This is a genomic window from Citrobacter sp. Cpo015, assembly GCF_030333035.1.
In the GTDB taxonomy this organism is placed as follows: Bacteria; Pseudomonadota; Gammaproteobacteria; order Enterobacterales; family Enterobacteriaceae; genus Citrobacter; species Citrobacter portucalensis.
Window position 1 is genome coordinate 77942 of the sequence record NZ_JAOWGS010000019.1, and the last position, 24334, is coordinate 102275.

At 55.9% G+C, this 24334-nt stretch carries 22 protein-coding genes; 20 read left to right on the forward strand and 2 right to left on the reverse strand.

Annotated features, from left to right (window positions below; genetic code table 11):
- Positions 1-8: 8 nt before the first annotated feature.
- Positions 9-1706: a nitrate/nitrite two-component system sensor histidine kinase NarQ gene (narQ, locus tag OGY67_RS00425; protein ID WP_286573087.1), complete on the reverse strand. Its 1698-nt coding sequence runs from the start codon at positions 1704-1706 to the stop codon at positions 9-11.
- Positions 1707-1966: 260 nt separating this feature from the next.
- On the opposite strand from narQ, the gene aegA reads away from it, so the two are divergent.
- From aegA to OGY67_RS00440, 3 genes are all read left to right on the forward strand, one after another.
- The gene (gene aegA, locus OGY67_RS00430; RefSeq protein WP_008785428.1) at positions 1967-3946 is read left to right on the forward strand and encodes a formate-dependent uric acid utilization protein AegA; all 1980 of its coding nucleotides are present in this window, start codon (positions 1967-1969) and stop codon (positions 3944-3946) included.
- 156 nt (positions 3947-4102) lie between these two features.
- A complete protein-coding gene (nudK, locus tag OGY67_RS00435) occupies positions 4103-4678 on the forward strand; it encodes a GDP-mannose pyrophosphatase NudK (protein ID WP_008785426.1) in 576 nt (191 codons plus the stop codon).
- A 123-nt stretch (positions 4679-4801) separates the two neighbouring features.
- Positions 4802-5845 (forward strand): DUF1176 domain-containing protein, encoded by a 1044-nt coding sequence (locus OGY67_RS00440; protein WP_079935173.1) that lies wholly within the window; start codon positions 4802-4804, stop codon positions 5843-5845.
- On the opposite strand, the gene tkt is transcribed toward OGY67_RS00440, so the two are convergent.
- Positions 5835-7829, reverse strand: a complete 1995-nt coding sequence (tkt, locus tag OGY67_RS00445; RefSeq protein ID WP_267445841.1) for a transketolase — start codon at positions 7827-7829, stop codon at positions 5835-5837. The genes OGY67_RS00440 and tkt overlap by 11 nt on opposite strands.
- Before the next feature lie 280 nt (positions 7830-8109).
- On the opposite strand from tkt, the gene maeB reads away from it, so the two are divergent.
- The 17 genes from maeB to eutK all read left to right on the forward strand — a co-directional run bounded on the left by maeB (position 8110) and on the right by eutK (position 24308).
- The gene (maeB, locus tag OGY67_RS00450; RefSeq protein WP_003835063.1) at positions 8110-10389 is read left to right on the forward strand and encodes an NADP-dependent oxaloacetate-decarboxylating malate dehydrogenase; all 2280 of its coding nucleotides are present in this window, start codon (positions 8110-8112) and stop codon (positions 10387-10389) included.
- A gap of 160 nt (positions 10390-10549) precedes the next feature.
- Positions 10550-10885, forward strand: coding sequence for an ethanolamine utilization microcompartment protein EutS (eutS, locus tag OGY67_RS00455; RefSeq protein ID WP_003037995.1), 336 nt, complete (start codon positions 10550-10552; stop codon positions 10883-10885).
- 12 nt (positions 10886-10897) lie between these two features.
- Entirely contained in the window at positions 10898-11377 is a 480-nt protein-coding gene (gene eutP / locus OGY67_RS00460) for an ethanolamine utilization acetate kinase EutP (RefSeq protein ID WP_003037998.1), read from the forward strand.
- Positions 11355-12053 (forward strand): ethanolamine utilization acetate kinase EutQ, encoded by a 699-nt coding sequence (eutQ, locus tag OGY67_RS00465; protein WP_032944171.1) that lies wholly within the window; start codon positions 11355-11357, stop codon positions 12051-12053. The genes eutP and eutQ overlap by 23 nt, the downstream gene beginning before the upstream one ends.
- Before the next feature lie 9 nt (positions 12054-12062).
- Positions 12063-12866: an ethanolamine utilization cob(I)yrinic acid a,c-diamide adenosyltransferase EutT gene (gene eutT / locus OGY67_RS00470; RefSeq protein WP_003835057.1), complete on the forward strand. Its 804-nt coding sequence runs from the start codon at positions 12063-12065 to the stop codon at positions 12864-12866.
- Entirely contained in the window at positions 12863-13879 is a 1017-nt protein-coding gene (gene pta / locus OGY67_RS00475; protein ID WP_286573095.1) for a phosphate acetyltransferase, read from the forward strand. Before eutT ends, pta begins: the two co-directional genes overlap by 4 nt.
- Positions 13880-13915: 36 nt before the next feature.
- The gene (eutM, locus tag OGY67_RS00480) at positions 13916-14209 is read left to right on the forward strand and encodes an ethanolamine utilization microcompartment protein EutM (RefSeq protein WP_003835054.1); all 294 of its coding nucleotides are present in this window, start codon (positions 13916-13918) and stop codon (positions 14207-14209) included.
- 114 nt (positions 14210-14323) lie between these two features.
- Complete coding sequence (eutN, locus tag OGY67_RS00485) at positions 14324-14611, forward strand: ethanolamine utilization microcompartment protein EutN (protein ID WP_003038011.1); 288 nt, start codon at positions 14324-14326, stop codon at positions 14609-14611.
- Between the two features lie 11 nt (positions 14612-14622).
- Complete coding sequence (locus OGY67_RS00490; RefSeq protein WP_003835050.1) at positions 14623-16026, forward strand: aldehyde dehydrogenase family protein; 1404 nt, start codon at positions 14623-14625, stop codon at positions 16024-16026.
- 12 nt (positions 16027-16038) lie between these two features.
- Entirely contained in the window at positions 16039-16878 is an 840-nt protein-coding gene (eutJ, locus tag OGY67_RS00495) for an ethanolamine utilization protein EutJ (RefSeq protein ID WP_048234757.1), read from the forward strand.
- The gene (gene eutG / locus OGY67_RS00500) at positions 16868-18055 is read left to right on the forward strand and encodes an ethanolamine utilization ethanol dehydrogenase EutG (RefSeq protein ID WP_008785420.1); all 1188 of its coding nucleotides are present in this window, start codon (positions 16868-16870) and stop codon (positions 18053-18055) included. The genes eutJ and eutG overlap by 11 nt, the downstream gene beginning before the upstream one ends.
- 119 nt (positions 18056-18174) lie before the next feature.
- Positions 18175-19407, forward strand: coding sequence for an ethanolamine utilization protein EutH (gene eutH / locus OGY67_RS00505; RefSeq protein ID WP_003835043.1), 1233 nt, complete (start codon positions 18175-18177; stop codon positions 19405-19407).
- Entirely contained in the window at positions 19404-20807 is a 1404-nt protein-coding gene (gene eutA / locus OGY67_RS00510) for an ethanolamine ammonia-lyase reactivating factor EutA (RefSeq protein WP_071446821.1), read from the forward strand. The genes eutH and eutA overlap by 4 nt, the downstream gene beginning before the upstream one ends.
- A gap of 11 nt (positions 20808-20818) precedes the next feature.
- Complete coding sequence (gene eutB, locus OGY67_RS00515) at positions 20819-22180, forward strand: ethanolamine ammonia-lyase subunit alpha (protein WP_003038029.1); 1362 nt, start codon at positions 20819-20821, stop codon at positions 22178-22180.
- A gap of 20 nt (positions 22181-22200) precedes the next feature.
- On the forward strand, positions 22201-23097 hold the full coding sequence (gene eutC, locus OGY67_RS00520) for an ethanolamine ammonia-lyase subunit EutC (protein ID WP_008785418.1): 897 nt from the start codon (positions 22201-22203) through the stop codon (positions 23095-23097).
- 9 nt (positions 23098-23106) lie between these two features.
- Positions 23107-23766 (forward strand): ethanolamine utilization microcompartment protein EutL, encoded by a 660-nt coding sequence (eutL, locus tag OGY67_RS00525; RefSeq protein ID WP_003838537.1) that lies wholly within the window; start codon positions 23107-23109, stop codon positions 23764-23766.
- Between the two features lie 11 nt (positions 23767-23777).
- On the forward strand, positions 23778-24308 hold the full coding sequence (gene eutK / locus OGY67_RS00530; protein WP_003835033.1) for an ethanolamine utilization microcompartment protein EutK: 531 nt from the start codon (positions 23778-23780) through the stop codon (positions 24306-24308).
- The last annotated feature ends 26 nt before the right edge of the window (positions 24309-24334 follow it).

Below are 24334 nucleotides of genomic sequence, written 5' to 3' on the forward strand. Positions count from 1 at the left end.
GCGGTTCTTTACGTTAGCTCACTGTCTGATTCAGCCGAACGGAAACTGATGCTCACCAACGTTCCCCCTCCAGAAGGTTGAGAGAAGGTCAACGTGCCGCTTAGTCTTTCCGCCCGCTCACGCATAATATTTAGTCCATAGTGCCCTGTAGGCTCATGCGGCTCGCCAATGCCGATGCCGTTATCGCGGATATAAACCGTGTGGTTGCCGTCCGGAGCCGTTACGCAACTGACGGTAATTTCGCTCGCACTCGCATGCTTAATGGCGTTCAGCACCGCTTCGCGGATGATCTGCAACAGATGCACCTGCATTTGCGCATCCAGCGCCAGCGTAGGCAACCGACAATCGAGTGTGAGTTTAGCTGAGGTCTGATTTTGCAGCGTTTCCAGCATTTCATGCAGGGCGGAGGGTAAGTCTGCCTGCTGTAAGGTCAGACGGAAGGTGGTGAGCAGTTCGCGTAGCTGACGGTAGGCATCGTTCAGCGCCTGGGAGAAATCCGCCATAATGCTTTGCGCCGGGGCGTTATCCTCCGGGATTGAACGTTTAAGCAACGTGAGCTGAATGCGTAAATAAGAGAGCACCTGCGCCAGCGAGTCGTGCAGCTCGCGTGCAATCGTCGCTCGCTCCTCCATTAACAACAGCTGCTGAAAATGTTTTTGCGCCTGGTTGAAGTACAACCCGCGTCCCAGCATCGAGGAGACGCTGTTGAGCAGCGGAGTAGAAGCATTGACGTTTGGACTTTGCCAGTGCAGTTCGCCGTAGACGGTTTCCTGCATGGTGACAGGCAGGATCTGCATCGGTAGCTCGAGGCTTTTAGTCCCTTCGCTAATCCGCCAGTTATCACCGACGGTGAGTTCAAGGAAATACGCGGCGTCATGTTCGCGGACGATCTGTAAAATATGGCGGAAGCAGTGCACGTCAATCTGGCTGGTATTTAACGCCTGCGAGCACTGATACAACACCTCCAGACGGCGATTGGCTTCGTGCAGATCGTGAGTTTTCTCGGCCACAGACGCTTCCAGCGAACGATACAGCTTGTGTAATTCACTCGACATCTGGCTAAACGTTTTGCCCAGCAATCCCAGTTCATTAGGCAAACCGGTATCCAGCGGTGGGATATCAAATTGACCGTGTTCAATTTGCTGACTGGCCATCACCAGTTTATTCAGCGGACGCACCACCTGCTGGCGAATGCGCCGCAGGGTAAAGAAGACGAGGGTGAATATGCCGATCCCGCCCGCCAGCGAGATGCCAAATACCAGCATTACTTTACGCTCGGCATAATGCTGCAACGCCAGCACGAAGAGATCGATCTGATCGACGTAGTTGTTGATGTTGGCCTGGTACCATTTTAAATCGCCGTCGATCAGGCGGGCGTTCATTTCCAGCCAGTTAGCATGCAGACGTCCATAGCGGCTTTTTACCGCTTGTGGCACATACCACGCGTTCAGATTCTGTAATGCTGGCGAGTTTAGCGCCTGCTGGAAAAGCTGGCGGTGGGCGTTAAGCTGCGGGCTCTGGCTTTGTAGATCGTAACCCAGACGGTAGCTTTGCATGCGCAATGAGCCAGCAACGTTGATGGCTTCGGCATCTCGCAAGCTGCTGGTCAGCGTGAGCAGCGCAATACCCGTTGAGAGAATCGACAGCATCACTATGTAGAAAAAAGCTTTAGCCAGACTGGCCGAGACCGGACGCTTTACCGTCACTTGTGCATCCTCACACAATACACGTCGCGCCTGAAAACAGCGTGAACGATGCGGTGTATTTGATAAATGTTAATAAAACGCCATGAAACTGGATGGTAACTGAAACACAATTTCATATGCGATGAAATAAATTGATCTGCCACAGGTTCTGGATAAATAGTTGTGCTTCCTGGGCAAATGAACATTGCCGCTTCCTTCCGTGTCGGTTAATAACACTCTTATAAAGAATAAGGTTTTTGCAACCAAAAAAGAAGGAAGCCATGAATCGTTTTATTATGGTCAATAGCCAGCAGTGCCTGGGATGCCATGCCTGTGAGGTCGCCTGCGTCATGGCTCACAATGGCGAACAGCATGTCCTGAGCCAACGGCATTTTCAGCCCCGAATTACCGTCATTAAGCATCAGCAGCAGCGCAGCGCGGTGACCTGCCACCACTGCGAAGATGCACCCTGCGCCAGAAGTTGCCCAAACGGGGCAATTAGCCATGATAACGACAGCGTTCAGGTGAACCCGCAAAAGTGTATTGGCTGTAAATCGTGCGTTGTAGCCTGTCCTTTCGGCACGATGCAGATCGTACTCACTCCCGTCGCCAAAGGGAAGGTGAAAGCTACCGCGCACAAATGCGATCTGTGCCAGGGGCGTGAACAGGGACCCGCCTGCGTAGAGAACTGTCCGGCGCAGGCGTTACAGCTGGTGACGGAAAATTCGCTTACCGGTCTGTCAAAAGCGCGCAGGCTGCGTACCGCAAGTTTGGAAAGCCAGCCATGGCATGCCAGCACTACCGATTTTGTTCCACATGTCATCACTAAACGTGAGCAAATGCAGGCGACGCCTGCGCGCGGGGAGCCGGATAAACTGGCGATTGAGGCCCGGAAAACCAGCTTTGAAGAGATCTATCTGCCGTTTCGTACGGCGCAGGCGGAGCGCGAAGCCTCTCGCTGCCTGAAATGCGGCGACCACAGTATTTGCGAATGGACCTGTCCACTGCATAACCACATTCCGCAGTGGATTGAACTGGTCAAAGCCGGGAATATCGACGCGGCGGTTGAGCTTTCTCACCAGACCAACTGCCTGCCGGAGGTGACCGGACGTGTATGCCCGCAGGATCGACTCTGCGAAGGGGCATGTACGGTGCGTAGCGAGCATGGCGCAGTTACTATCGGTAATATTGAGCGTTACATCTCCGATCGGGCGCTGAGTAAAGGATGGCGACCGGACTTAAGCCATGTGCAGAAAGTGGACAAGCGTGTTGCCATCATCGGTGCGGGTCCGGCGGGTCTGGCCTGTGCGGATGTGCTTGCGCGCAGCGGCGTCAGCGCCACCGTTTACGATCGCCATCCTGAAATTGGCGGTTTGCTGACGTTCGGTATTCCGGCCTTCAAGCTGGACAAATCGCTGTTGGCGCGTCGCCGTGAAATCTTCAGCGCCATGGGCATTCATTTTGAACTTAACTGTGAAGTGGGTAAGGATGTCGCGCTTGAAAAGCTGCTGGAGGATTACGATGCCGTGTTCGTGGGCGTAGGAACCTATCGTTCCATGAAGGCGGACCTGCCAAATGAAGACGCGCCAGGCGTGTATGATGCGCTGCCGTTCCTGATTGCCAACACCAAGCAGGTGATGGGGCTGGAGGAACTGCCTGAAGAACCGTTTATCGATACCGCCGGACTAAACGTGGTTGTGCTGGGCGGAGGCGATACGGCAATGGACTGTGTGCGAACCGCCCTGCGTCATGGCGCAAGCCAGGTGACCTGCGCCTATCGTCGTGATGAAGCCAACATGCCCGGCTCGAAAAAAGAGGTGAAGAACGCCCGGGAAGAGGGGGCAAATTTCGAGTTTAACGTTCAGCCGGTTGAGCTGGTGTTGCATGCCGATGGGCGAGTCAGCGGTGTGCGTTTCTTACGTACTCAACTTGGCGAACCTGATGCACAGGGCCGTCGTCGCCCGGTTCCCATTGCCGGGAGTGAGTTTGTGATGCCCGCAGATGCGGTGATTATGGCGTTTGGTTTTCACCCACATGGCATGCCGTGGCTGGAGTCGCATGGCGTTAAGGTCGATAACTGGGGGCGCATTGCCGCCGATGTTGAAAGTGCATACCGCTATCAAACCAGTAACCCGAAAATCTTTGCCGGTGGTGACGCGGTACGCGGTGCAGACCTGGTGGTGACGGCTATGGCGGAAGGGCGGCACGCCGCCCAGGGGATCGTCGACTGGCTGGGCGTAAAATCAGTCAAATCTCATTAATCGGCGAGTAGGCCGGATAAAACGCGTTAGCGTTGCCATCCGGCAATGTGCCGCATGAATGCCTGATGGCGCTTTGCTTATCAGGCCTACATTGTTCCAAGACAAACCCGGTTTCACGGCGTAGTATTATTTCTCACTTCTTGCTGTGGAGCCGGTATGTCGCAAAAAATTACCCTCATCAAAGATAAAGTCCTTTCCGATAACTACTTCGTCCTGCGCAATATCACTTATGACCTGACCCGTAAGAATGGAGAGGTGATCCGTCACAAACGTGAGGTTTACGATCGTGGCAACGGCGCCACAATCCTGCTGTATAACCCGGAGAAGAAAACGGTGGTGCTCATCCGCCAGTTTCGCGTTGCGACATGGGTCAACGGTAACGAAGACGGTCAACTGATTGAAACCTGCGCCGGGCTGCTGGATAACGACGAACCGGAAGCATGTATTCGAAAAGAGGCGATTGAAGAGACCGGCTTTGAAGTGGGTGAAGTACGTAAACTGTTTGAGCTATACATGTCGCCGGGCGGTGTGACGGAAATAATCCACTTCTTCATCGCGCAATACCGTGACAGTCAGCGGACAAACGCGGGTGGCGGCGTGGAAGATGAAGATATTGAAGTTCTGGAACTGCCGTTCACACAGGCGCTGGAAATGATCAAAACGGGTGAGATCCGTGACGGTAAAACGGTGCTATTGCTGAACTATTTGCAGTCATCGCATCTCATGGACTAATGCGCGGGATTTATATTTCTTTACAAATTTACGGCCAATCCGACGATTCTTATTGAGCCACATCAGTCGCGCAAGGAAGATACCGCTTAGGCTGTGTGTTTTGACTTCGGGGTTGTACCGTCCATGCGCTATCGCGTTATTCTCCTTTTCCTGCTCGGGTTGCTACCCGCCCGATTGCTGTGGGCTGCGCCCGCGCAACAGGCGTTTTCTGACTGGCAGGTGACGTGTAATAACCAAAATTTTTGCGTGGCGCGCAATACCGGAGAGCACCACGGCCTGGTCATGACCTTGAGCCGCAGCGCCGGGGCACATACCGACGCCGTGTTGCGTATTGAGCTGGGCGGGCTGGAATCGTCCAGCGTCAAAGAGAGCGATATTGCGCCGCGTCTGCTGTTGGATGGTGCGCCACTCTCGCTGAGCGGCGAGCACTGGCGCATAACTCCCTGGCAGCTGACGACCGATGATCCCGCCACCATCAGCGCATTTTTACAAACCGTACAGGACGCGAAGGCGATTACCCTGCAAAAAGGTGCGCAAAACCTTTCGCTGGTCGGGCTAAAAGCCGCATTGTTGTTTATCGACGCCCAGCAAAAACGGGTGGGGAGCGAAACCGCATGGATTGAAAAAGGTGACGAGCCTCCGCTCAGCGTACCTCCGGCCCCCGCGCTGAAAGGTGTAGCGGTCATTAATCCAACGCCAACGCCTCTCTCACAGCAGGAGCGCGGTGAACTGCTGGACTATGGTAACTGGCGGATCAACGGTATTCGTTGCTCTATCGATCCGCTGCGTCGCGAGATGCGCGTCACGGCCCTAACAGATGATAAAGCGCTGCTGATGATTGGCTGTGAGGCCGGGGCGTATAACACCATCGATCTGGCGTGGGTGGTTTCACGTACGACTCCGTTGACTTCACGCGCGGTACGGTTAAGCCTGCCGTTTAAAACGGATGCAGAAAGTCGCGATATGGAGCTGACCAACGCTACGTTTGACGAGAAGTCGCGGGAGCTGGTCACCCTTGCTAAAGGACGAGGGTTGGCAGATTGCGGTATCCAGACCCGCTGGCGCTACGACGGTCAACGTTTTCGCCTGGTGCGCTATGCCCAGGAGCCAAGCTGCGATAACTGGCATGGGCCAGATGCCTGGCCCACGCTGTGGATCACGCGTTAAGCACCTTGTGCGCTTTGTCGACGATGTTATCTACCGTAAAGCCGAAGAACGGGAACAATTTGTCCGCTGGAGCCGACTCTCCATAACCCGTCATCCCAACAATTGCCCCTTTCAGCCCGACATATTTGTACCAGTAGTCAGCAATTCCTGCTTCTACCGCCACGCGAGCGCTGACGTTTGCTGGCAGGACCGATTCCCGGTACGCCTCATCCTGGGCGTCGAAGATATCGGTTGAGGGCAGAGAAACCACTCGCACGTTACGACCTTCTCCGGTCAGTTTTTCCGCTGCCAGCAGCGTGATTTCCATTTCTGAACCGGTAGCAATCAAAATAACATCCGGCTTACCGCCGCCATCCTTCAGCACATAGCCGCCGCGGGCAATTTGCTGCACCTGCTCAGGCGTGCGCTCAACCTGTGCCAGATTCTGCCGCGAGAGGATCAGCGCCGTTGGCCCGTCATGACGTTCGACTGCCAGCTTCCAGCCTACCGCCGCCTCAACCTGATCACACGGTCGCCAGGTACTGAAATTAGGCGTCAGGCGCAGGCTGGCGAGCTGTTCAACGGCCTGGTGCGTAGGACCATCTTCCCCCAGGCCAATCGAGTCGTGGGTATAAACCATGATTTGTCGGGCTTTCATCAGTGCCGCCATACGCGCGGCATTTCGGGCATATTCGACAAACATCAGGAACGTAGCGGTGTACGGAACGAAGCCCCCGTGATGGGCGATACCGTTGGCAATCGCGGTCATGCCAAATTCCCGCACTCCGTAGTGGATGTAGTTTCCTGCATGATCCTCTTTAACAGAGGAAGAGCCTTTCCAGATGGTCAGGTTGCTGGGGGCCAAATCCGCCGATCCGCCAAGCAGCTCTGGCAGTATAGGCCCGTAGGCGTTAAGGGTATTTTGCGAGGCCTTACGGGTGGCGATTTTGGCCGGATTGGCCTGCAGCTCGGTAATATATTTCTGGGTTGTTGCCTCCCACTCTTTCGGCAGCCCACCGCTCATCCGGCGAGAAAACTCTGCCGCCAGTTCCGGGTAGGCTTGTTGGTAAGCTGCGAATTTCTCCTTCCAGCCCTGTTGCGCTTTTTCGCCTTTCTCGCGTGCGTCCCACGCCCGGTAAATCTCTTTGGGGATCTCAAAAGCAGGATGATGCCACCCCAGCTTCTGCCGGGTCAGTGCCACCTCTTCTTCGCCCAGCGCAGCGCCGTGCGCTTCCTCTTTCCCTGCTTTATTTGGTGACCCAAAACCGATCACCGTGCGGCAGATAATCAGCGATGGTTTATCGGTAACAGCCTGCGCTTCCTGAATGGCTTTTTTCACCGCCTCTGGGTCATGGCCGTCAATGTCGTGCACCACATGCCAGTGATAAGCCTCAAAGCGTTTTGCAGTATCGTCGGTAAACCAGCCGTAGGTTTCACCATCAATCGAGATGCCGTTGTGATCGTAGAAGCCGATGAGTTTGCCAAGCCCCAGCGTGCCCGCCAGCGAACAAGCCTCGTGTGAAATACCCTCCATCAGACAGCCGTCGCCCATAAAGACCCAGGTAAAGTGGTTAACAATCTCATGGTCCGGCTGGTTAAACTGCGCTGCCAGCGTACGTTCGGCAATGGCCATGCCGACGGCGTTGGCTAAACCCTGACCCAGCGGTCCTGTCGTGGTTTCCACGCCCGGCGTGTAGCCAATTTCCGGGTGCCCTGGCGTCTTCGAATGGAGCTGACGGAAGTTCTTTAATTCTTCGATCGGCAGGTCGTAACCGGAAAGATGCAACAGGCTGTAAAGCAGCATTGAGGCGTGGCCGTTGGACAGAATAAATCGGTCACGATCGTACCAGGTGGGATCGGTCGGGTTATGGCGTAGAAAATCGTTCCACAGAACTTCGGCGATATCGGCCATCCCCATTGGTGCTCCAGGGTGGCCGGAGTTAGCTTTTTGGACGGCATCCATACTTAGCGCACGAATGGCATTGGCAAGCTCTTTACGGGTCATAGGAAATACTCCTTGAAAAGTAAAGTGTTAGATGCGTGTTGTGATTCACACTTTTGGGAAAATTGCGGGCGTTGTCAGCAAAAAGCATAGCAGACAGGCATGGTATTGCTGGATTAAGCAGGTAACATGGTTGTTATAAATTGATAACAAATTCTTTCTTTGAATGGTGAGAGTTTGGGGACCTTCAAAGTTTGTACCGTTGACTGAGGTGATAATGTGCGGCTCAGTAGAATGGTTACCCGCGCCACTTTTTTGATAGATACGTGAAAGGAACAACAAGATGGATGACCAGTTAAAACAAAGCGCCCTCGATTTCCACGAATTTCCGGTACCCGGTAAAATCCAGGTTTCTCCGACCAAGCCTCTGGCAACGCAGCGCGACCTGGCGCTGGCCTACTCGCCGGGCGTGGCTGCACCGTGTCTTGAAATTGAAAAGGATCCGCTGGCAGCCTACAAATACACCGCGCGCGGCAACCTGGTTGCGGTTATTTCCAACGGCACAGCGGTGCTGGGTCTCGGCAACATTGGCGCGTTGGCCGGCAAACCGGTGATGGAAGGTAAAGGCGTTCTGTTTAAGAAATTCGCCGGGATCGACGTGTTCGACATTGAAGTCGATGAACTCGATCCGGATAAGTTTATCAATGTGGTTGCGGCCCTGGAGCCCACGTTTGGCGGTATCAACCTCGAAGATATTAAAGCGCCGGAGTGCTTCTACATTGAGCAAAAACTGCGCGAGCGCATGAATATTCCGGTCTTCCACGATGATCAGCACGGTACGGCAATCATCAGTACAGCCGCTATTCTGAACGGTCTGCGGGTGGTTGAGAAAAATATCTCTGACGTGCGCATGGTGGTGTCTGGTGCAGGTGCGGCGGCGATTGCCTGTATGAACCTGCTGGTAGCGCTGGGTATGCAGAAACACAATATTGTGGTCTGTGACTCCAAAGGTGTGATTTACAAAGACCGCGAACCGAACATGGCGGAAACCAAAGCGGCTTACGCGGTGGTGGATGACGGTAAGCGTACGCTGGATGATGTCATTGACGGCGCAGATATTTTCCTCGGCTGCTCGGGCCCGAAAGTGCTGACGCAGGAAATGGTTAAGAAGATGGCGCGTGCGCCAATGATTCTGGCACTCGCCAACCCGGAGCCGGAAATCCTGCCGCCGCTGGCAAAAGAGGTGCGTTCCGACGCCATCATCTGTACCGGTCGTTCAGACTACCCGAACCAGGTTAACAACGTCCTGTGCTTCCCGTTCATCTTCCGCGGTGCGCTGGACGTTGGTGCGACGGCCATCAACGAAGAGATGAAACTGGCGGCGGTGCACGCCATTGCTGAGCTGGCGCATGCCGAGCAGAGTGAAGTGGTGGCCTCTGCTTATGGCGATCAGGACCTGAGCTTCGGCCCGGAATACATCATTCCGAAACCGTTCGACCCGCGTCTGATCGTCAAAATCGCCCCTGCTGTGGCGAAAGCGGCGATGGACTCCGGCGTGGCAACGCGTCCGATTGCCGACTTTGACGCTTACATCGATAAGCTGACTGAATTCGTCTACAAAACCAACCTGTTCATGAAGCCGATTTTCTCCCTGGCACGCAAAGCGCCGAAGCGCGTGGTGCTGACCGAAGGGGAAGAAGCGCGCGTACTGCACGCTACCCAGGAGCTGATCACGTTAGGGCTGGCAAAACCGATCCTGATCGGTCGTCCGAGCGTGATCGAGATGCGCATCCAGAAACTGGGTCTGCAGATCAAAGCGGGCGTCGATTTTGAAATCGTCAACAATGAGTCCGATCCGCGCTTTAAAGAGTACTGGAGCGAGTACTACCAGATTATGAAGCGTCGTGGGATTACCCAGGAGCAGGCGCAGCGTGCGGTGATCGCCAACACTACGGTGATCGGCGCAATCATGGTACAGCGCGGCGAAGCGGATGCGATGATCTGCGGTACGATTGGCGACTACCATGAACACTTCAGCGTGGTAAAAGAGGTGTTTGGTCATCGCGACGGCGTGCATACTGCCGGGGCGATGAACGCCTTGCTGCTGCCAAGCGGTAACACCTTTATCGCCGATACCTACGTCAACGACGATCCTACGCCTGAGCAACTGGCGGAAATCGCCGTGATGGCGGCAGAGACCGTGCGTCGCTTTGGTATCGAACCGAAGGTGGCGTTGCTGTCGCACTCCAACTTTGGTTCCTCTAACTGTCCGTCGGCCAGCAAAATGCGCGACGCGCTGGAGCTGATTAAGGCGCGCGCGCCAGAGTTGATGATTGACGGCGAAATGCACGGCGACGCCGCGCTGGTGGAAAGCATCCGTAATGACCGCATGCCGGACAGTCCGTTGAAAGGCTCAGCGAATATTCTGGTGATGCCGAATATGGAAGCTGCCCGTATTAGTTACAACTTACTACGCGTTTCCAGTTCTGAAGGCGTAACGGTTGGCCCGGTGCTGATGGGGGTTGCGAAACCGGTTCACGTATTAACGCCGATCGCCTCTGTTCGTCGTATCGTTAATATGGTGGCGCTGGCGGTTGTAGAAGCCCAAACGCAGCCGCTGTAATTTCACTTTAATTTATTTCCGGCGCGGCTTTCTCCCGCGCCTTTTTATTTTCCCTTTCTTAGTGATCTACTTCACCTTTTAAACCTGGTTGCCGAATTTTGTTATTTACTCTGACAAAAAATTGCCACGATGAGGGCAGTTTTAGCGGAGGCGGTGAGCAATGGAAAAAGAACGCATTATTCAGGAATTTGTGCCGGGGAAACAGGTCACGCTGGCGCATCTCATTGCGCACCCCGGCGAGGAATTAGCGAAAAAGATCGGCGTACCCGAAGCGGGCGCTATCGGCATAATGACGCTGACGCCAGGCGAAACCGCGATGATTGCCGGTGACTTAGCCATGAAGGCGGCGGATGTACATATCGGTTTTCTCGATAGATTCAGCGGCGCACTGGTGATCTACGGTTCGGTAGGCGCAGTAGAAGAAGCGTTATTACAGACGGTAAGTGGTCTGGGTCGATTATTAAATTTCACTTTGTGCAACCTGACAAAAAGTTAATCAGAGGCGGCGATGAAACGTATTGCATTTGTCGGTACGGTGGGGGCGGGGAAAACAACGCTCTTTAATGCGCTACAGGGGAATTATTCCCTCGCCAGAAAAACACAGGCCGTGGAGTTTAATGAAAATGGCGATATCGATACGCCAGGGGAATATTTTAGCCATCCGCGTTGGTATCACGCCTTAATTACCACGCTGCAGGATGTCGATACGTTGATTTATATACACGCGGCAAATGATAAAGAAAGTCGCTTACCTGCCGGGCTGTTGGATATCGGCGCCAGTAAACGACAAATCGCCGTTATCAGTAAAACGGACATGCCGGATGCCGACGTCGCCGCAACGCGACAACTACTTCGCGGGATGGGGTTTCAGGAGCCGATTTTTGAGCTCAATAGCCATGACCCGCGCAGCGTGCAGCACCTGGTGGATTATCTGACTGAGCTCAGCCAAAAGGAGGAAAGGGCAGGTGAAAAAACTCATCACAGCTAACGATATTCGTGCGGCCCACGCACGCGGCGAACAGGAAATGTCGGTTGTTCTGCGCGCCAGCATCATTACCCCGGAGGCGCGCGAAGTTGCGGAGCTGCTGGGCGTTACCATCAGTGAATGCGATGAATCCGCGCCAACTGCTGCTGTACCGGCGGCGGTTGATGATGGCAAAACGGAAAGCCAGCGCATTCGCGAAACCATCATTGCGCAGTTACCGGAAGGGCAGTTTACCGAAAGCCTGGTCGCCCAGCTGATGGACAAAGTTATGAAGGAGAAGCAGTCGCTGGAGCAGGGCGGAATGCAGCCGAGCTTTAACTCGGTAACCGGCAAAGGCGGCGTCAAAGTCATCGACGGTAGCAGCGTGAAGTTTGGTCGTTTTGACGGCGCGCAGCCGCACTGCGTGGGCTTAACCGATCTGGTGACCGACCAGGACGGTAGCAGCATGGCCGCCGGGTTCATGCAGTGGGATAACGCTTTTTTCCCATGGACGCTGAACTACGACGAAATCGACATGATTCTGGAAGGCGAGCTGCACGTTCGCCACGAAGGCGAAACCATGATTGCAAAAGCCGGGGACGTCATGTTTATCCCGAAAGGTTCCAGCATCGAATTTGGTACGCCATCGACGGTGAAGTTTCTGTATGTGGCCTGGCCTGCGAACTGGCAGTCCTGCTAAGGCGGATGTATGAAGGATTTCATTACCGAAGCATGGCTCAGAGCGAATCATACGCTCAGCGAAGGGGCTGAAATTCATCTCCCCGCTGACGCTCGCCTGACGCCGTCTGCCCGGGAATTACTGGAAAGCCGACATCTGCGTATTAAGTTTATCGACGAGCAGGGCAGCCTGTTTATTGATGACGAAGAACAGCAGCCGCAGCCGGTGCATGGATTAACCAGCAGCGATACGCATCCACAGGCCAGCTGCGAACTGTGCCATCAACCGGTGGCGAAGAAACCGGACACCCTGACGCATCTGACGGCGGACAAGATGGTCGCCAAAAGTGACCCTCGGCTGGGATTTCGCGCCGCGCTGGACAGCACCATCGCCCTGGCTGTGTGGTTGCAGATTGAGATGGCAGAACCGTGGCAGCCGTGGCTGGCGGATATCCGCTCGCGCCTGGGCAATATTATGCGCGCTGACGCCATGGATGAGCCGCTGGCAGCACAAGCTGTCGTGGGTTTAAGTGACGAAGATTTACACCGTCTTTCGCATCAACCGCTGCGCTATCTGGACCACGACCATCTGGTGCCTGAAGCCAGCCACGGACGTGATTGCGCGCTGCTTAATCTGCTGCGTACCAAAGTCCGTGAAACGGAGACGGTGGCGGCCCAGGTGTTCATCACTCGCAGTTTTGAGGTTATGCGACCGGACATTATGCAGGCGCTCAACCGCCTTTCCAGTACGGTCTACGTGATGATGATTCTGAGCGTTGCGAAGCATCCGCTGACGGTTAACCAAATTCAACAGCGACTGGGGGAGAAGCAATGATCATTGAACGTGCTCGTCAACTCGCCCAACGCTCACCGGCACGGGTGGTGTTCCCGGATGCGCTGGATGTCCGGGTGCTGAAGGCGGCGAATTACCTGCATCAGCACGGTCTGGCACATCCCATTCTCGTCGCCAGTCCGTTTGCGCTGCGCCAGTTTGCCCTCAGCCACCGGGTGGCAATGGATGGCATTCAGGTTATCGATCCGCAAAGCAATCAGCCAATGCGCGAAGAGTTTGCGCTGCGCTGGCTGGCTCGCGCGGGAGATAAAACGCCTGCGGATGCGCTGGAAAAACTCAACGATCCGCTGATGTTCGCCGCTGCAATGGTCAGCGCGGGTAAAGCTGACGTCTGTATTGCGGGCAATCTCTCATCAACAGCGAACGTGCTGCGTGCCGGATTACGCATTATCGGGCTACAGCCTGGCTGTAAAACGCTGTCGTCAATTTTCCTGATGCTGCCGCAGTACCTTGGTCCGTCATTAGGTTTTGCCGATTGCAGCGTCGTGCCGCAGCCCACCGCTGCACAGTTGGCGGATATTGCGATTGCCAGCGCGCAGACATGGCAGGCGATCACTGGTGAAGAGCCGCGCGTGGCTATGCTGTCGTTTTCAAGTAATGGCAGTGCTCGCCATCCTAACGTCGCTAACGTGCAGCAGGCGACCGAGATCGTTCGTGAGCGTGCCCCGCAGCTTACCGTGGACGGAGAACTGCAATTTGATGCCGCCTTTGTTCCGGATGTCGCAGCGCAAAAAGCGTCCGCCAGTCCGTTAAAGGGCAATGCCAATGTGATGGTCTTCCCATCGCTGGAGGCAGGCAATATTGGCTACAAAATCGCTCAGCGTCTGGGAGGGTATCGCGCAGTAGGTCCGTTGATTCAAGGGCTTGCCGCACCGCTTCACGACCTCTCTCGTGGCTGTAGCGTACAGGAAATTATCGAACTGGCGTTGGTGGCAGCAGTGCCGCGCCAGACTGACGTGAGTCGTGAAAACGCCTCACAAACACTGGTTGTTTAGGTCCCGTTCTGGACCCCTTAATGAGAGGAAAACACAATGGAAGCATTAGGAATGATTGAAACCCGGGGCCTGGTTGCACTGATTGAGGCTTCTGACGCAATGGTTAAAGCGGCACGGGTGAAACTGGTTGGCGTGAAGCAGATCGGTGGCGGTCTGGTCACTGCCATGGTCCGTGGCGACGTAGCGGCATGTAAAGCTGCAACGGACGCAGGTGCTGCGGCAGCACAGCGTATTGGCGAGCTGGTTTCAGTACACGTGATCCCACGTCCGCACGGCGATCTGGAAGAAGTGTTCCCGATCAGCTTTAAAGGCGACAGCAACGACATGTAAGTCGTCCATGTGACGCCACAGACTTCATTGCTGGCGTCACCCTCTCTCCTTTTCACATTACCTTCTGCGGAGGGTAGGGGGAGGTTTTACCTGAAATATGCCACGGAGGCGCGTATGAAACTGGCAATCGTTACAGGACAAATTGTTTGTACCGTACGCCATCAGGGGCTCGCGCACGACAAGTTGCTGATGGTGGAAATGATTGACGCCCAGGGAAATCCCGACGGGCAATGTGCTGTTGCTATCGACAGCATCGGGGCGGGAACCGGAGAGTGGGTGCTGCTGGTCAGCGGAAGCTCCGCCCGTCAGGCGCACCGGAATGAATCATCGCCTGTCGATCTGTGCGTGATTGGCATTGTCGATGAAGTGGTGGCAGGTGGTCAGGTGATCTTCCATAAATAAGGCAGAAAATCATGAATCAACAGGATATTGAACAGGTCGTGAAAGCGGTACTGCTGAAAATGAAAGACAGCAGCCAACCCGTCAGTGCCGTTCAAGAAATGGGCGTTTTTGCCTCCCTGGATGACGCAGTGGCGGCAGCAAAACTAGCCCAGCAGGGGTTGAAAAGCGTCGCCATGCGCCAACTGGCTATCACGGCCCTACGTGAGGCGGGCGAAAAGCACGCCAGAGAATTAGCGGAACTTGCCGTCACTGAAACCGGCATGGGACGCGTCGAAGATAAATTTGCCAAAAACGTGGCGCAGGCGCGCGGCACGCCGGGTGTGGAATGCCTGTCTCCACAGGTTCTGACCGGCGATAACGGTCTGACGCTGATTGAAAACGCACCGTGGGGCGTGGTGGCCTCGGTAACTCCATCCACCAACCCGGCCGCGACCGTCATTAACAACGCCATCAGCCTGATTGCCGCTGGTAACAGCGTGGTCTTCGCACCGCATCCGGCGGCGAAAAAAGTCTCTCAGCGCGCTATCACTCTGCTTAACCAGGCGGTAGTTGCCGCAGGCGGTCCGGCAAACCTGTTGGTGACAGTTGCCAACCCGGATATCGAGACTGCCCAGCGTCTGTTCAAGTACCCGGGTATCGGCCTGCTGGTGGTTACCGGTGGTGAAGCCGTGGTGGACGCCGCGCGTAAGCACACCAACAAACGTCTGATTGCCGCTGGTGCGGGTAATCCGCCAGTGGTGGTTGATGAAACGGCTGACCTGGCACGCGCGGCGCAGTCGATAGTCAAAGGTGCATCGTTTGACAACAACATCATCTGCGCCGATGAAAAAGTGCTGATCGTGGTCGATAGCGTCGCTGATGAACTGATGCGTCTGATGGAAAGCCAGCATGCGGTGAAACTGACCGCGGCTCAGGCCGAACAGCTGCAGCCGGTGCTGCTGAAAAATATCGATGAGCGCGGTAAAGGCACGGTCAGTCGTGACTGGGTCGGGCGCGATGCCGGAAAAATCGCTGCGGCGATTGGTCTGAACGTACCGGAGCAAACCCGTCTGTTATTCGTAGAGACCTCCGCGACGCATCCGTTTGCCGTTACCGAACTGATGATGCCGGTGCTGCCGGTCGTGCGGGTTGCCAACGTCGATGAAGCCATTGAACTGGCGGTCAAGCTGGAAGGCGGCTGCCACCATACGGCGGCGATGCACTCACGCAATATCGAAAATATGAACCGTATGGCAAACGCCATTGATACCAGCATCTTCGTTAAGAACGGACCGTGCATTGCCGGTCTTGGACTGGGCGGTGAAGGCTGGACCACGATGACTATTACCACACCAACCGGGGAAGGGGTGACCAGTGCGCGTACGTTTGTGCGTCTGCGTCGCTGTGTGTTGGTAGACGCCTTCAGAATTGTATAAGGAGTAAATGAGATGGCGCACGACGAACAACGTTGGTTGACACCCAGACTGCTAAAAGCGGCAACGCTATGTAACCAGACGCCCGCAAAGAGCGATTCACCGCTGTGGTTGGGCATTGATTTGGGAACGTGTGATGTGGTGTCGATGGTTGTGGACAGTGACGGACAGCCGGTCGCGGTTTGCCTGGACTGGGCCGATGTCGTGCGCGATGGCATCGTTTGGGATTTCTTTGGTGCGGTGACCATCGTTCGTCGCCATCTCGATACGCTCGAACAACAACTGGGTTGCCGTTTTACCCATGCGGCAACCTCGTTTCCACCGGGAACTGACCCACGCATCTCTATTAACGTGCTGGAGTCTGCCGGGCTTGAAGTGAGCCATGTCCTCGACGAACCAACCGCGGTGGCGGATCTGTTGCAGCTTGATAACGCCGGCGTGGTGGATATTGGTGGTGGCACTACCGGGATTGCGATTGTTAAACAGGGCAAAGTGACTTACTCCGCTGATGAAGCGACTGGCGGGCACCATATCTCTCTGACGCTGGCCGGGAACCGTCGTATCCAGTTGGAAGAAGCCGAGCAGTACAAGCGCAGCAATGGCAAAGAAATCTGGCCGGTGGTGAAGCCTGTCTACGAAAAGATGGCGGAAATCGTGGCGCACCATATTGCCGGACAGGATGTCGCTGATTTGTGGCTGGCGGGTGGCTCCTGTATGCAGCCAGGCGTTGATGAACTGTTCCGTAAGCGTTTCCCGGAGCTGCAGGTGCATTTACCCCAGCACAGCCTGTTTATGACTCCGCTGGCGATTGCAAACAGCGGAAAAGAAAAAGCGGAAGGAATCTATGCAAGCTGAATTGCAGACCGCGCTCTTTCAGGCATTCGATACCCTGAATCTGCAACGCGTAAAAACGTTTAGCGTTCCCCCGGTTACGTTATGTGGACTGGGAGCGCTTAGTACCTGCGGACAGGAAGCACAAACGCGCGGACTGACGCATATGTTCGTCATGGTTGACAGCTTTCTGCATCAGGCGGGGATGACCGCCGCACTGGAGCGCAGCCTGGCGATGAAAGGTGTGGCAATGACGCTGTGGCCATGTCCGGTTGGTGAACCGTGCATTACGGACGTCTGCGCGGCAGTCGCGCAACTGCGTGAATCAAAGTGCGACGGTGTCGTGGCTTTCGGCGGCGGTTCCGTGCTGGATGCCGCCAAGGCAGTGGCGTTGCTGGTGACCAATCCTACCCAGACGCTGGCTGACATGGACGAGCGTAGCGTGTTACGCCCGCGTCTGCCGCTGATTGCCGTACCGACTACCGCCGGAACGGGCTCAGAAACCACGAACGTCACGGTGATTATCGACGCCGCGACCGGACTCAAAAAAGTACTGGCCCACGCAACCCTGATGCCGGATGTGGCGATCCTTGACGCCGCATTGACGGAAGGCGTGCCTGCGCACGTAACGGCGATGACCGGGATTGATGCACTGACGCACGCCGTTGAAGCGTATAGCGCACTGAACGCGACGCCGTTTACCGACAGCCTGGCGATTGGCGCGATAGCGATGATCGGTAAATCGCTGCCGAAGGCCGTCGGCTACGGTCAGGATCTGGCTGCGCGCGAAAGCATGCTGCTGGCTTCCTGTATGGCCGGGATGGCGTTTTCCAGCGCTGGGCTTGGCCTGTGCCATGCGATGGCGCACCAGCCGGGAGCGACGTTGCACATCCCGCACGGACAGGCTAACGCCATGCTGCTGCCCACGGTAATGGGATTCAACCGCATGGTGTGTCGTGAGCGCTTTAGCCATATCGGACGCGCGTTAACCAACAAGAAATCGGACGATCGTGATGCTATCAACGCGGTCAGCGAGTTGATTAGCGAAGTGGGCCAGACCAAACGACTCTCTGACGTTGGGGCAAAGCCCGAGCAGTACAGCGCATGGGCTCACGCCGCGCTGGAGGATATTTGTATTCGCAGTAACCCACGCACCGCCACGCAGGCACAGATCATCGACCTGTACGCGGCTGCCGGGTAATGCCTGTAGGCCGGATAAGGTGCTCGCACCGCCATCCGGCAATAACACGGCGTTAATGCCGGAGGCGAAGTAAACGTCTTATCCGGCCTACAAATCACAAATGACAGGGAGTAGGGGCTATGGGAATTAACGAAATCATCATGTACATCATGATGTTCTTTATGCTGATTGCCGCCGTGGACAGGATCCTGTCGCAGTTCGGCGGTTCGGCACGCTTCCTCGGTAAGTTCGGTAAGAGTATTGAGGGATCGGGCGGCCAGTTTGAAGAAGGTTTTATGGCGATGGGCGCGCTGGGCCTGGCGATGGTCGGTATGACCGCGCTGGCACCGGTTCTGGCGCATGTGCTCGGGCCGGTGATTATTCCGCTGTATGAAATGCTGGGCGCGAATCCGTCGATGTTTGCCGGAACGCTGCTGGCGTGCGATATGGGCGGCTTCTTCCTGGCGAAAGAACTGGCGGGCGGCGACGTTGCGGCGTGGCTGTACTCTGGCCTGATCCTCGGGGCGATGATGGGGCCGACGCTGGTCTTCTCCATTCCGGTTGCGCTGGGGATTATTGAACCGTCTGACCGTCGTTATCTGGCGCTGGGCGTGCTGGCGGGTATTGTCACCATTCCGATTGGTTGTATTGCGGGCGGTTTGATTGCGATGTACTCCGGCGTCGAAATCAACGGGCAGCCGGTGGAGTTCACCTTCGCGCTGATCCTGATGAATATGATCCCGGTGCTGATCGTGGCTGTGCTGGTGGCGCTGGGACTGAAATTCATCCCGGAAAAAATGATCAACGGCTTCCAGATCTTCGCGAAATTCCTGGTGGCGCTGATCACCATCGGCCTGGCAGCAGCAGTGGTCAAATTCCTGCTCGGCTGGGAGCTGATCCCTGGTCTTGATCCTATCTTCATGGCTCCGGGCGACAAGCCAGGTGAAGTGATGCGCGCCATCGAAGTTATCGGTTCTATTTCCTGCGTACTGCTCGGTGCGTACCCAATGGTACTGCTGCTGACCCGCTGGTTTGAAAAACCGCTGATGAGCGTCGGTAACCTGTTAAAAATCAATAATATTGCGGCTGCCGGTATGGTTGCGACGCTGGCGAACAACATCCCAATGTTCGGCATGATGAAGAATATGGATACCCGCGGCAAAGTGATCAACTGCGCCTTTGCGGTCTCCGCGGCCTTTGCACTGGGTGACCACTTAGGCTTCGCCGCTGCCAACATGAACGCGATGATCTTCCCGATGATTGTCGGCAAGTTGATTGGCGGCGTGACGGCGATTGGTGTGGCTATGCTGTTGGTACCGAAAGATGAAGATGTGCCAGCAGAAGTAGAAACCAACCCGGAGGCGCAATCGTGAATACTCGCCAGCTACTGAGCGTCGGTATCGATATCGGCACCACTACCACTCAGGTGATTTTCTCGCGCCTTGAGTTAGTCAACCGTGCGGCAGTGTCGCAGGTGCCGCGCTACGAATTCATCAAACGCGAAATTAGCTGGCAAAGCCCGGTGTTCTTTACCCCCGTTGATAAGCAGGGCGGGTTGAAAGAGGCCGAACTTAAGGCGCTGATCCTCGCCCAGTATCAGGCGGCGGGTATTGCACCTGAGACTGTCGATTCCGGCGCGATCATCATCACCGGAGAAAGTGCCAAAACCCGTAATGCGCGCCCGGCGGTGATGGCGCTCTCTCAGTCGCTGGGGGATTTTGTGGTGGCCAGCGCCGGACCGCATCTGGAATCGGTGATTGCCGGTCACGGTGCGGGGGCACAAACCCTGTCCGAGCAGAAGTTGTGCTGCGTACTGAATATCGACATTGGTGGCGGTACGTCGAACTACGTTCTGTTTGATGCCGGAAAGGTCAGCGGTTCGGCTTGCCTCAACGTCGGCGGGCGACTGCTGGAAACGGACGGCCAGGGGCGAGTAGTACATGCGCATCAGCCGGGGCAGATGATTGTTGATGACGTATTTGGTCCGGGCACCGACGCCCGAATCCTCAATGCGGCGCAGCTTGTTCAGGTAGCCCGACGGATGGCGGCGCTGATTGTGGAGGTGATTGACGGCACGTTATCACCGCTGGCGCAGGCGCTGATGCAAACCGGCCTGTTACCGGCGGGCGTGAAACCGGAAGTGATTACGTTGTCCGGCGGGGTGGGCGAGTGCTACCGCAACCAACCAGCCGATCCGTTCTGTTTTTCCGACATTGGCCCGCTGTTAGCAACGGCACTGCATGAACATCCGCGCCTGCGTGAGATGAACGTGCAGTTCCCGGCGCAAACCGTGCGCGCCACGGTGATTGGCGCCGGTGCGCATACGCTGTCGCTTTCGGGCAGCACCATCTGGCTGGAAGGCGTGGCGCTTCCGCTGCGCAATCTGCCGGTGGCGATTCCGGTTAATGAGGCTGATTTGGTGGCCGCCTGGCAACAGGCGCTAATGCAGCTCGATCTGGACCCGCAAACGGACGCCTACGTGCTGGCGCTGCCCGGTTCGCTGCCGGTGCGCTATGCCGCGCTGTTAACGGTGATTGATGCGCTGCTGGCCTTTGTCGCGCGCTATCCGAATCCGCATCCCCTGCTGGTGGTAGCCGAGCAGGATTTTGGTAAGGCCCTGGGCATGCTGTTACGCCCACAGTTACAGCAACACCCGCTGGCAGTCATCGATGAGGTGGTTGTCCGGGCGGGGGACTATATCGACATTGGTACGCCTCTTTTTGGCGGATCGGTTGTGCCGGTGACGGTGAAATCACTCGCATTTCCTTCCTGAGGGAACGACTTATGAAACTAAAGACCACATTGTTCGGCAATGTTTATCAGTTTAAGGATGTTAAAGAGGTGCTGGCAAAAGCCAACGAACTGCGTTCGGGGGATGTGCTGGCAGGAGTGGCCGCAACCAGTTCGCAGGAGCGCGTGGCGGCCAAGCAGGTACTGTCGGAAATGACGGTGGCGGATATCCGCAATAACCCGGTGATTTCCTATGAAGAGGACTGTGTTACTCGTCTGATTCAGGATGACGTCAACGAGACGGCCTATAACCGTATCAAAAACTGGAGTATCAGCGAGCTGCGCGAGTACGTGCTGAGCGATGAAACCTCCGTTGATGACATTGCGTTTACGCGCAAAGGGTTAACGTCGGAAGTGGTCGCTGCGGTAGCAAAAATCTGCTCTAACGCGGACCTGATCTACGGCGGTAAGAAAATGCCGGTGATCAAAAAGGCCAATACCACCATCGGTCTGCCGGGCACCTTCAGCTGCCGTTTGCAGCCGAACGACACCCGTGATGACGTGCAGAGTATTGCCGCACAAATCTACGAAGGGCTGTCCTTCGGAGCGGGCGATGCGGTGATTGGTGTTAACCCGGTAACGGATGACGTGGAAAACTTAAGCCGCGTACTGGATACCGTGTACGGCGTTATCGACAAATTCAACATCCCGACCCAGGGCTGCGTACTGGCACACGTGACTACCCAGATCGAAGCGATTCGTCGCGGCGCGCCGGGCGGGCTGATTTTCCAGAGTATCTGCGGTAGCGAAAAAGGCTTAAAAGAGTTTGGCGTTGAACTGGCCATGCTGGATGAAGCGCGCGCAGTGGGCGCTGAGTTCAACCGTATCGCCGGGGAAAACTGCCTGTACTTCGAAACCGGGCAAGGGTCTGCGCTTTCCGCGGGCGCGAACTTCGGTGCCGATCAGGTGACGATGGAAGCGCGTAACTACGGGCTGGCACGTCACTACGATCCGTTCCTGGTGAACACCGTGGTGGGCTTTATCGGGCCAGAGTATCTCTACAACGACCGTCAGATTATTCGCGCGGGTCTGGAAGATCACTTTATGGGCAAGCTGAGCGGCATCTCGATGGGCTGCGACTGCTGCTACACCAACCATGCTGATGCTGACCAGAACCTTAACGAAAACCTGATGATTCTGCTCGCCACCGCTGGCTGCAACTACATCATGGGCATGCCGCTCGGTGACGACATCATGCTCAACTATCAGACCACCGCCTTCCATGACACCGCGACCGTGCGTCAGCTGCTGAACCTGCGTCCGTCGCCGGAGTTTGAACGCTGGCTGGAAACCATGGGCATTATGGCAAACGGTCGCCTGACCAAACGGGCGGGCGATCCGTCACTGTTCTTCTGATGACGCGGGGATGACACACGATGGATCAAAAACAGATTGAAGAAATTGTACGCAGCGTAATGGCGTCAATGGGTGAGTCTCAACCGCAGGCTCAAGAACCGTCAGCACCAGCAAAATGCAGCACCACGCAGTGCGCCGCGCCGACCGGTGAAAGCTGCGCGATGGACTTAGGCTCAGCCGAAGCCAAAGCGTGGATTGGCGTTGAGAATCCGCACCGTGCAGAGGTGTTGACTGAACTTCGCCGTAGCACCGCTGCGCGTGTATGTACCGGTCGTGCCGGTCCTCGTCCGCGTACCCAGGCGCTGCTGCGTTTCCTGGCTGACCACTCGCGTTCGAAAGATACGGTATTGAAAGAAGTGCCGGAAGAGTGGGTAAAAGCCCAGGGGCTGCTGGAAGTGCGCTCGGAAATCAGCGACAAAAACCTGTATCTGACGCGTCCGGATATGGGGCGTCGTCTGAGTGCGGAAGCCATTGAAGCACTGAAATCACAGTGTGTAATGAATCCGGATGTGCAGGTGATTATTTCTGATGGCCTGTCTACCGACGCGATTACCGCTAACTATGAAGAGATCCTGCCGCCGCTGTTGTCGGGCTTAAAACAGGCCGGATTGAAGGTCGGGACGCCGTTCTTTGTTCGCTATGGGCGCGTGAAAATCGAAGATCAGATCGGCGAACTGCTGGGTGCAAAAGCGGTGATCCTGCTGGTTGGTGAACGTCCGGGCCTCGGCCAGTCGGAAAGTCTTTCTTGCTATGCCGTCTATTCGCCGCGTGTGGCGACCACCGTTGAGGCTGATCGTACCTGTATCTCGAACATTCACCAGGGCGGTACGCCACCGGTTGAAGCGGCGGCGGTGATTGTGGATTTGGCCAAGCGCATGCTGGAGCAAAAAGCATCCGGCATCAATATGACCCGTTAAGGAGGCATCATGCCAGCATTAGATTTAATTAGACCTTCAGTCACCGCAATGCGTGTGATTGCCTCGGTAAATGACGGTTTTGCCCGCGAACTTAAATTACCGCCACATATACGTAGCCTCGGACTCATCACAGCAGATTCTGATGACGTGGCGTATATTGCCGCAGACGAAGCGACAAAACAGGCAATGGTCGAAGTGGTTTATGGCCGCTCGCTGTATGCCGGTGCGGCGCACAGTCCCTCTCCAACATCGGGCGAAGTGCTGATTATGCTCGGTGGACCAAACCCGGCCGAAGTTCGCGCGGGTCTGGACGCGATGGTGGCCAATATTGAAAGCGGGGCGGCATTCCAGTGGGCGAATGACGCAGAAGATACCGCCTTCCTGGCGCATGTGGTTTCGCGTACCGGTTCGTATCTCTCCGCAACCGCGGGATGCCGACTGGGCGATCCGATGGCGTATCTGGTAGCACCGCCGCTGGAAGCGACATTTGGTATTGATGCCGCGCTGAAATCTGCCGATGTACAACTGGTGACCTATGTACCACCGCCGTCAGAAACTAACTATTCAGCCGCGTTTTTGACCGGTAGCCAGGCCGCTTGTAAAGCCGCATGTAACGCCTTTGCCGATGCCGTTCTGGATATTGCCCGTAATCCAATCCAGCGCGCGTAAGAGAGGTAGTGATGATCAATGCACTGGGATTACTGGAAGTGGATGGCATGGTGGCTGCCGTGGACGCGGCCGATGCCATGCTGAAAGCCGCGAACGTGCGTCTGCTTAGCCACGAAGTGCTCGATCCTGGTCGGCTGACGCTGGTGGTGGAAGGCGATCTGGCGGCATGCCGCGCAGCGCTGGATGCTGGCAGTGCAGCCGCAGCGCGTACGGGCCGTGTTATCAGCCGTAAGGAAATAGGCCGGCCGGACGATGACACCCAGTGGCTGATCGGCGGTTTTAAACGCCAGCCGAAGAAACCTGAACAGAAGCCAGAAGCGAAAACAGAAGTGAAACCAGAGAAGACACAGGACGCCCCAGTGACGTCTGAATCCTCTGCCCAACTTCTGACGCTGTTAGCATCGGTCCGTCAAGGAATGACGGCAGGGGAAGTGGCGGCCCACTTTGGCTGGTCACTTGATGAAGCCAGAAATGCGCTGGAACAGCTCTTTTCTGATGGAGCGTTGCGTAAACGCAGTAGTCGCTACCGCTTAAAAAATTAACCTGTCGGAGGGCCGGGGGCTTCGTT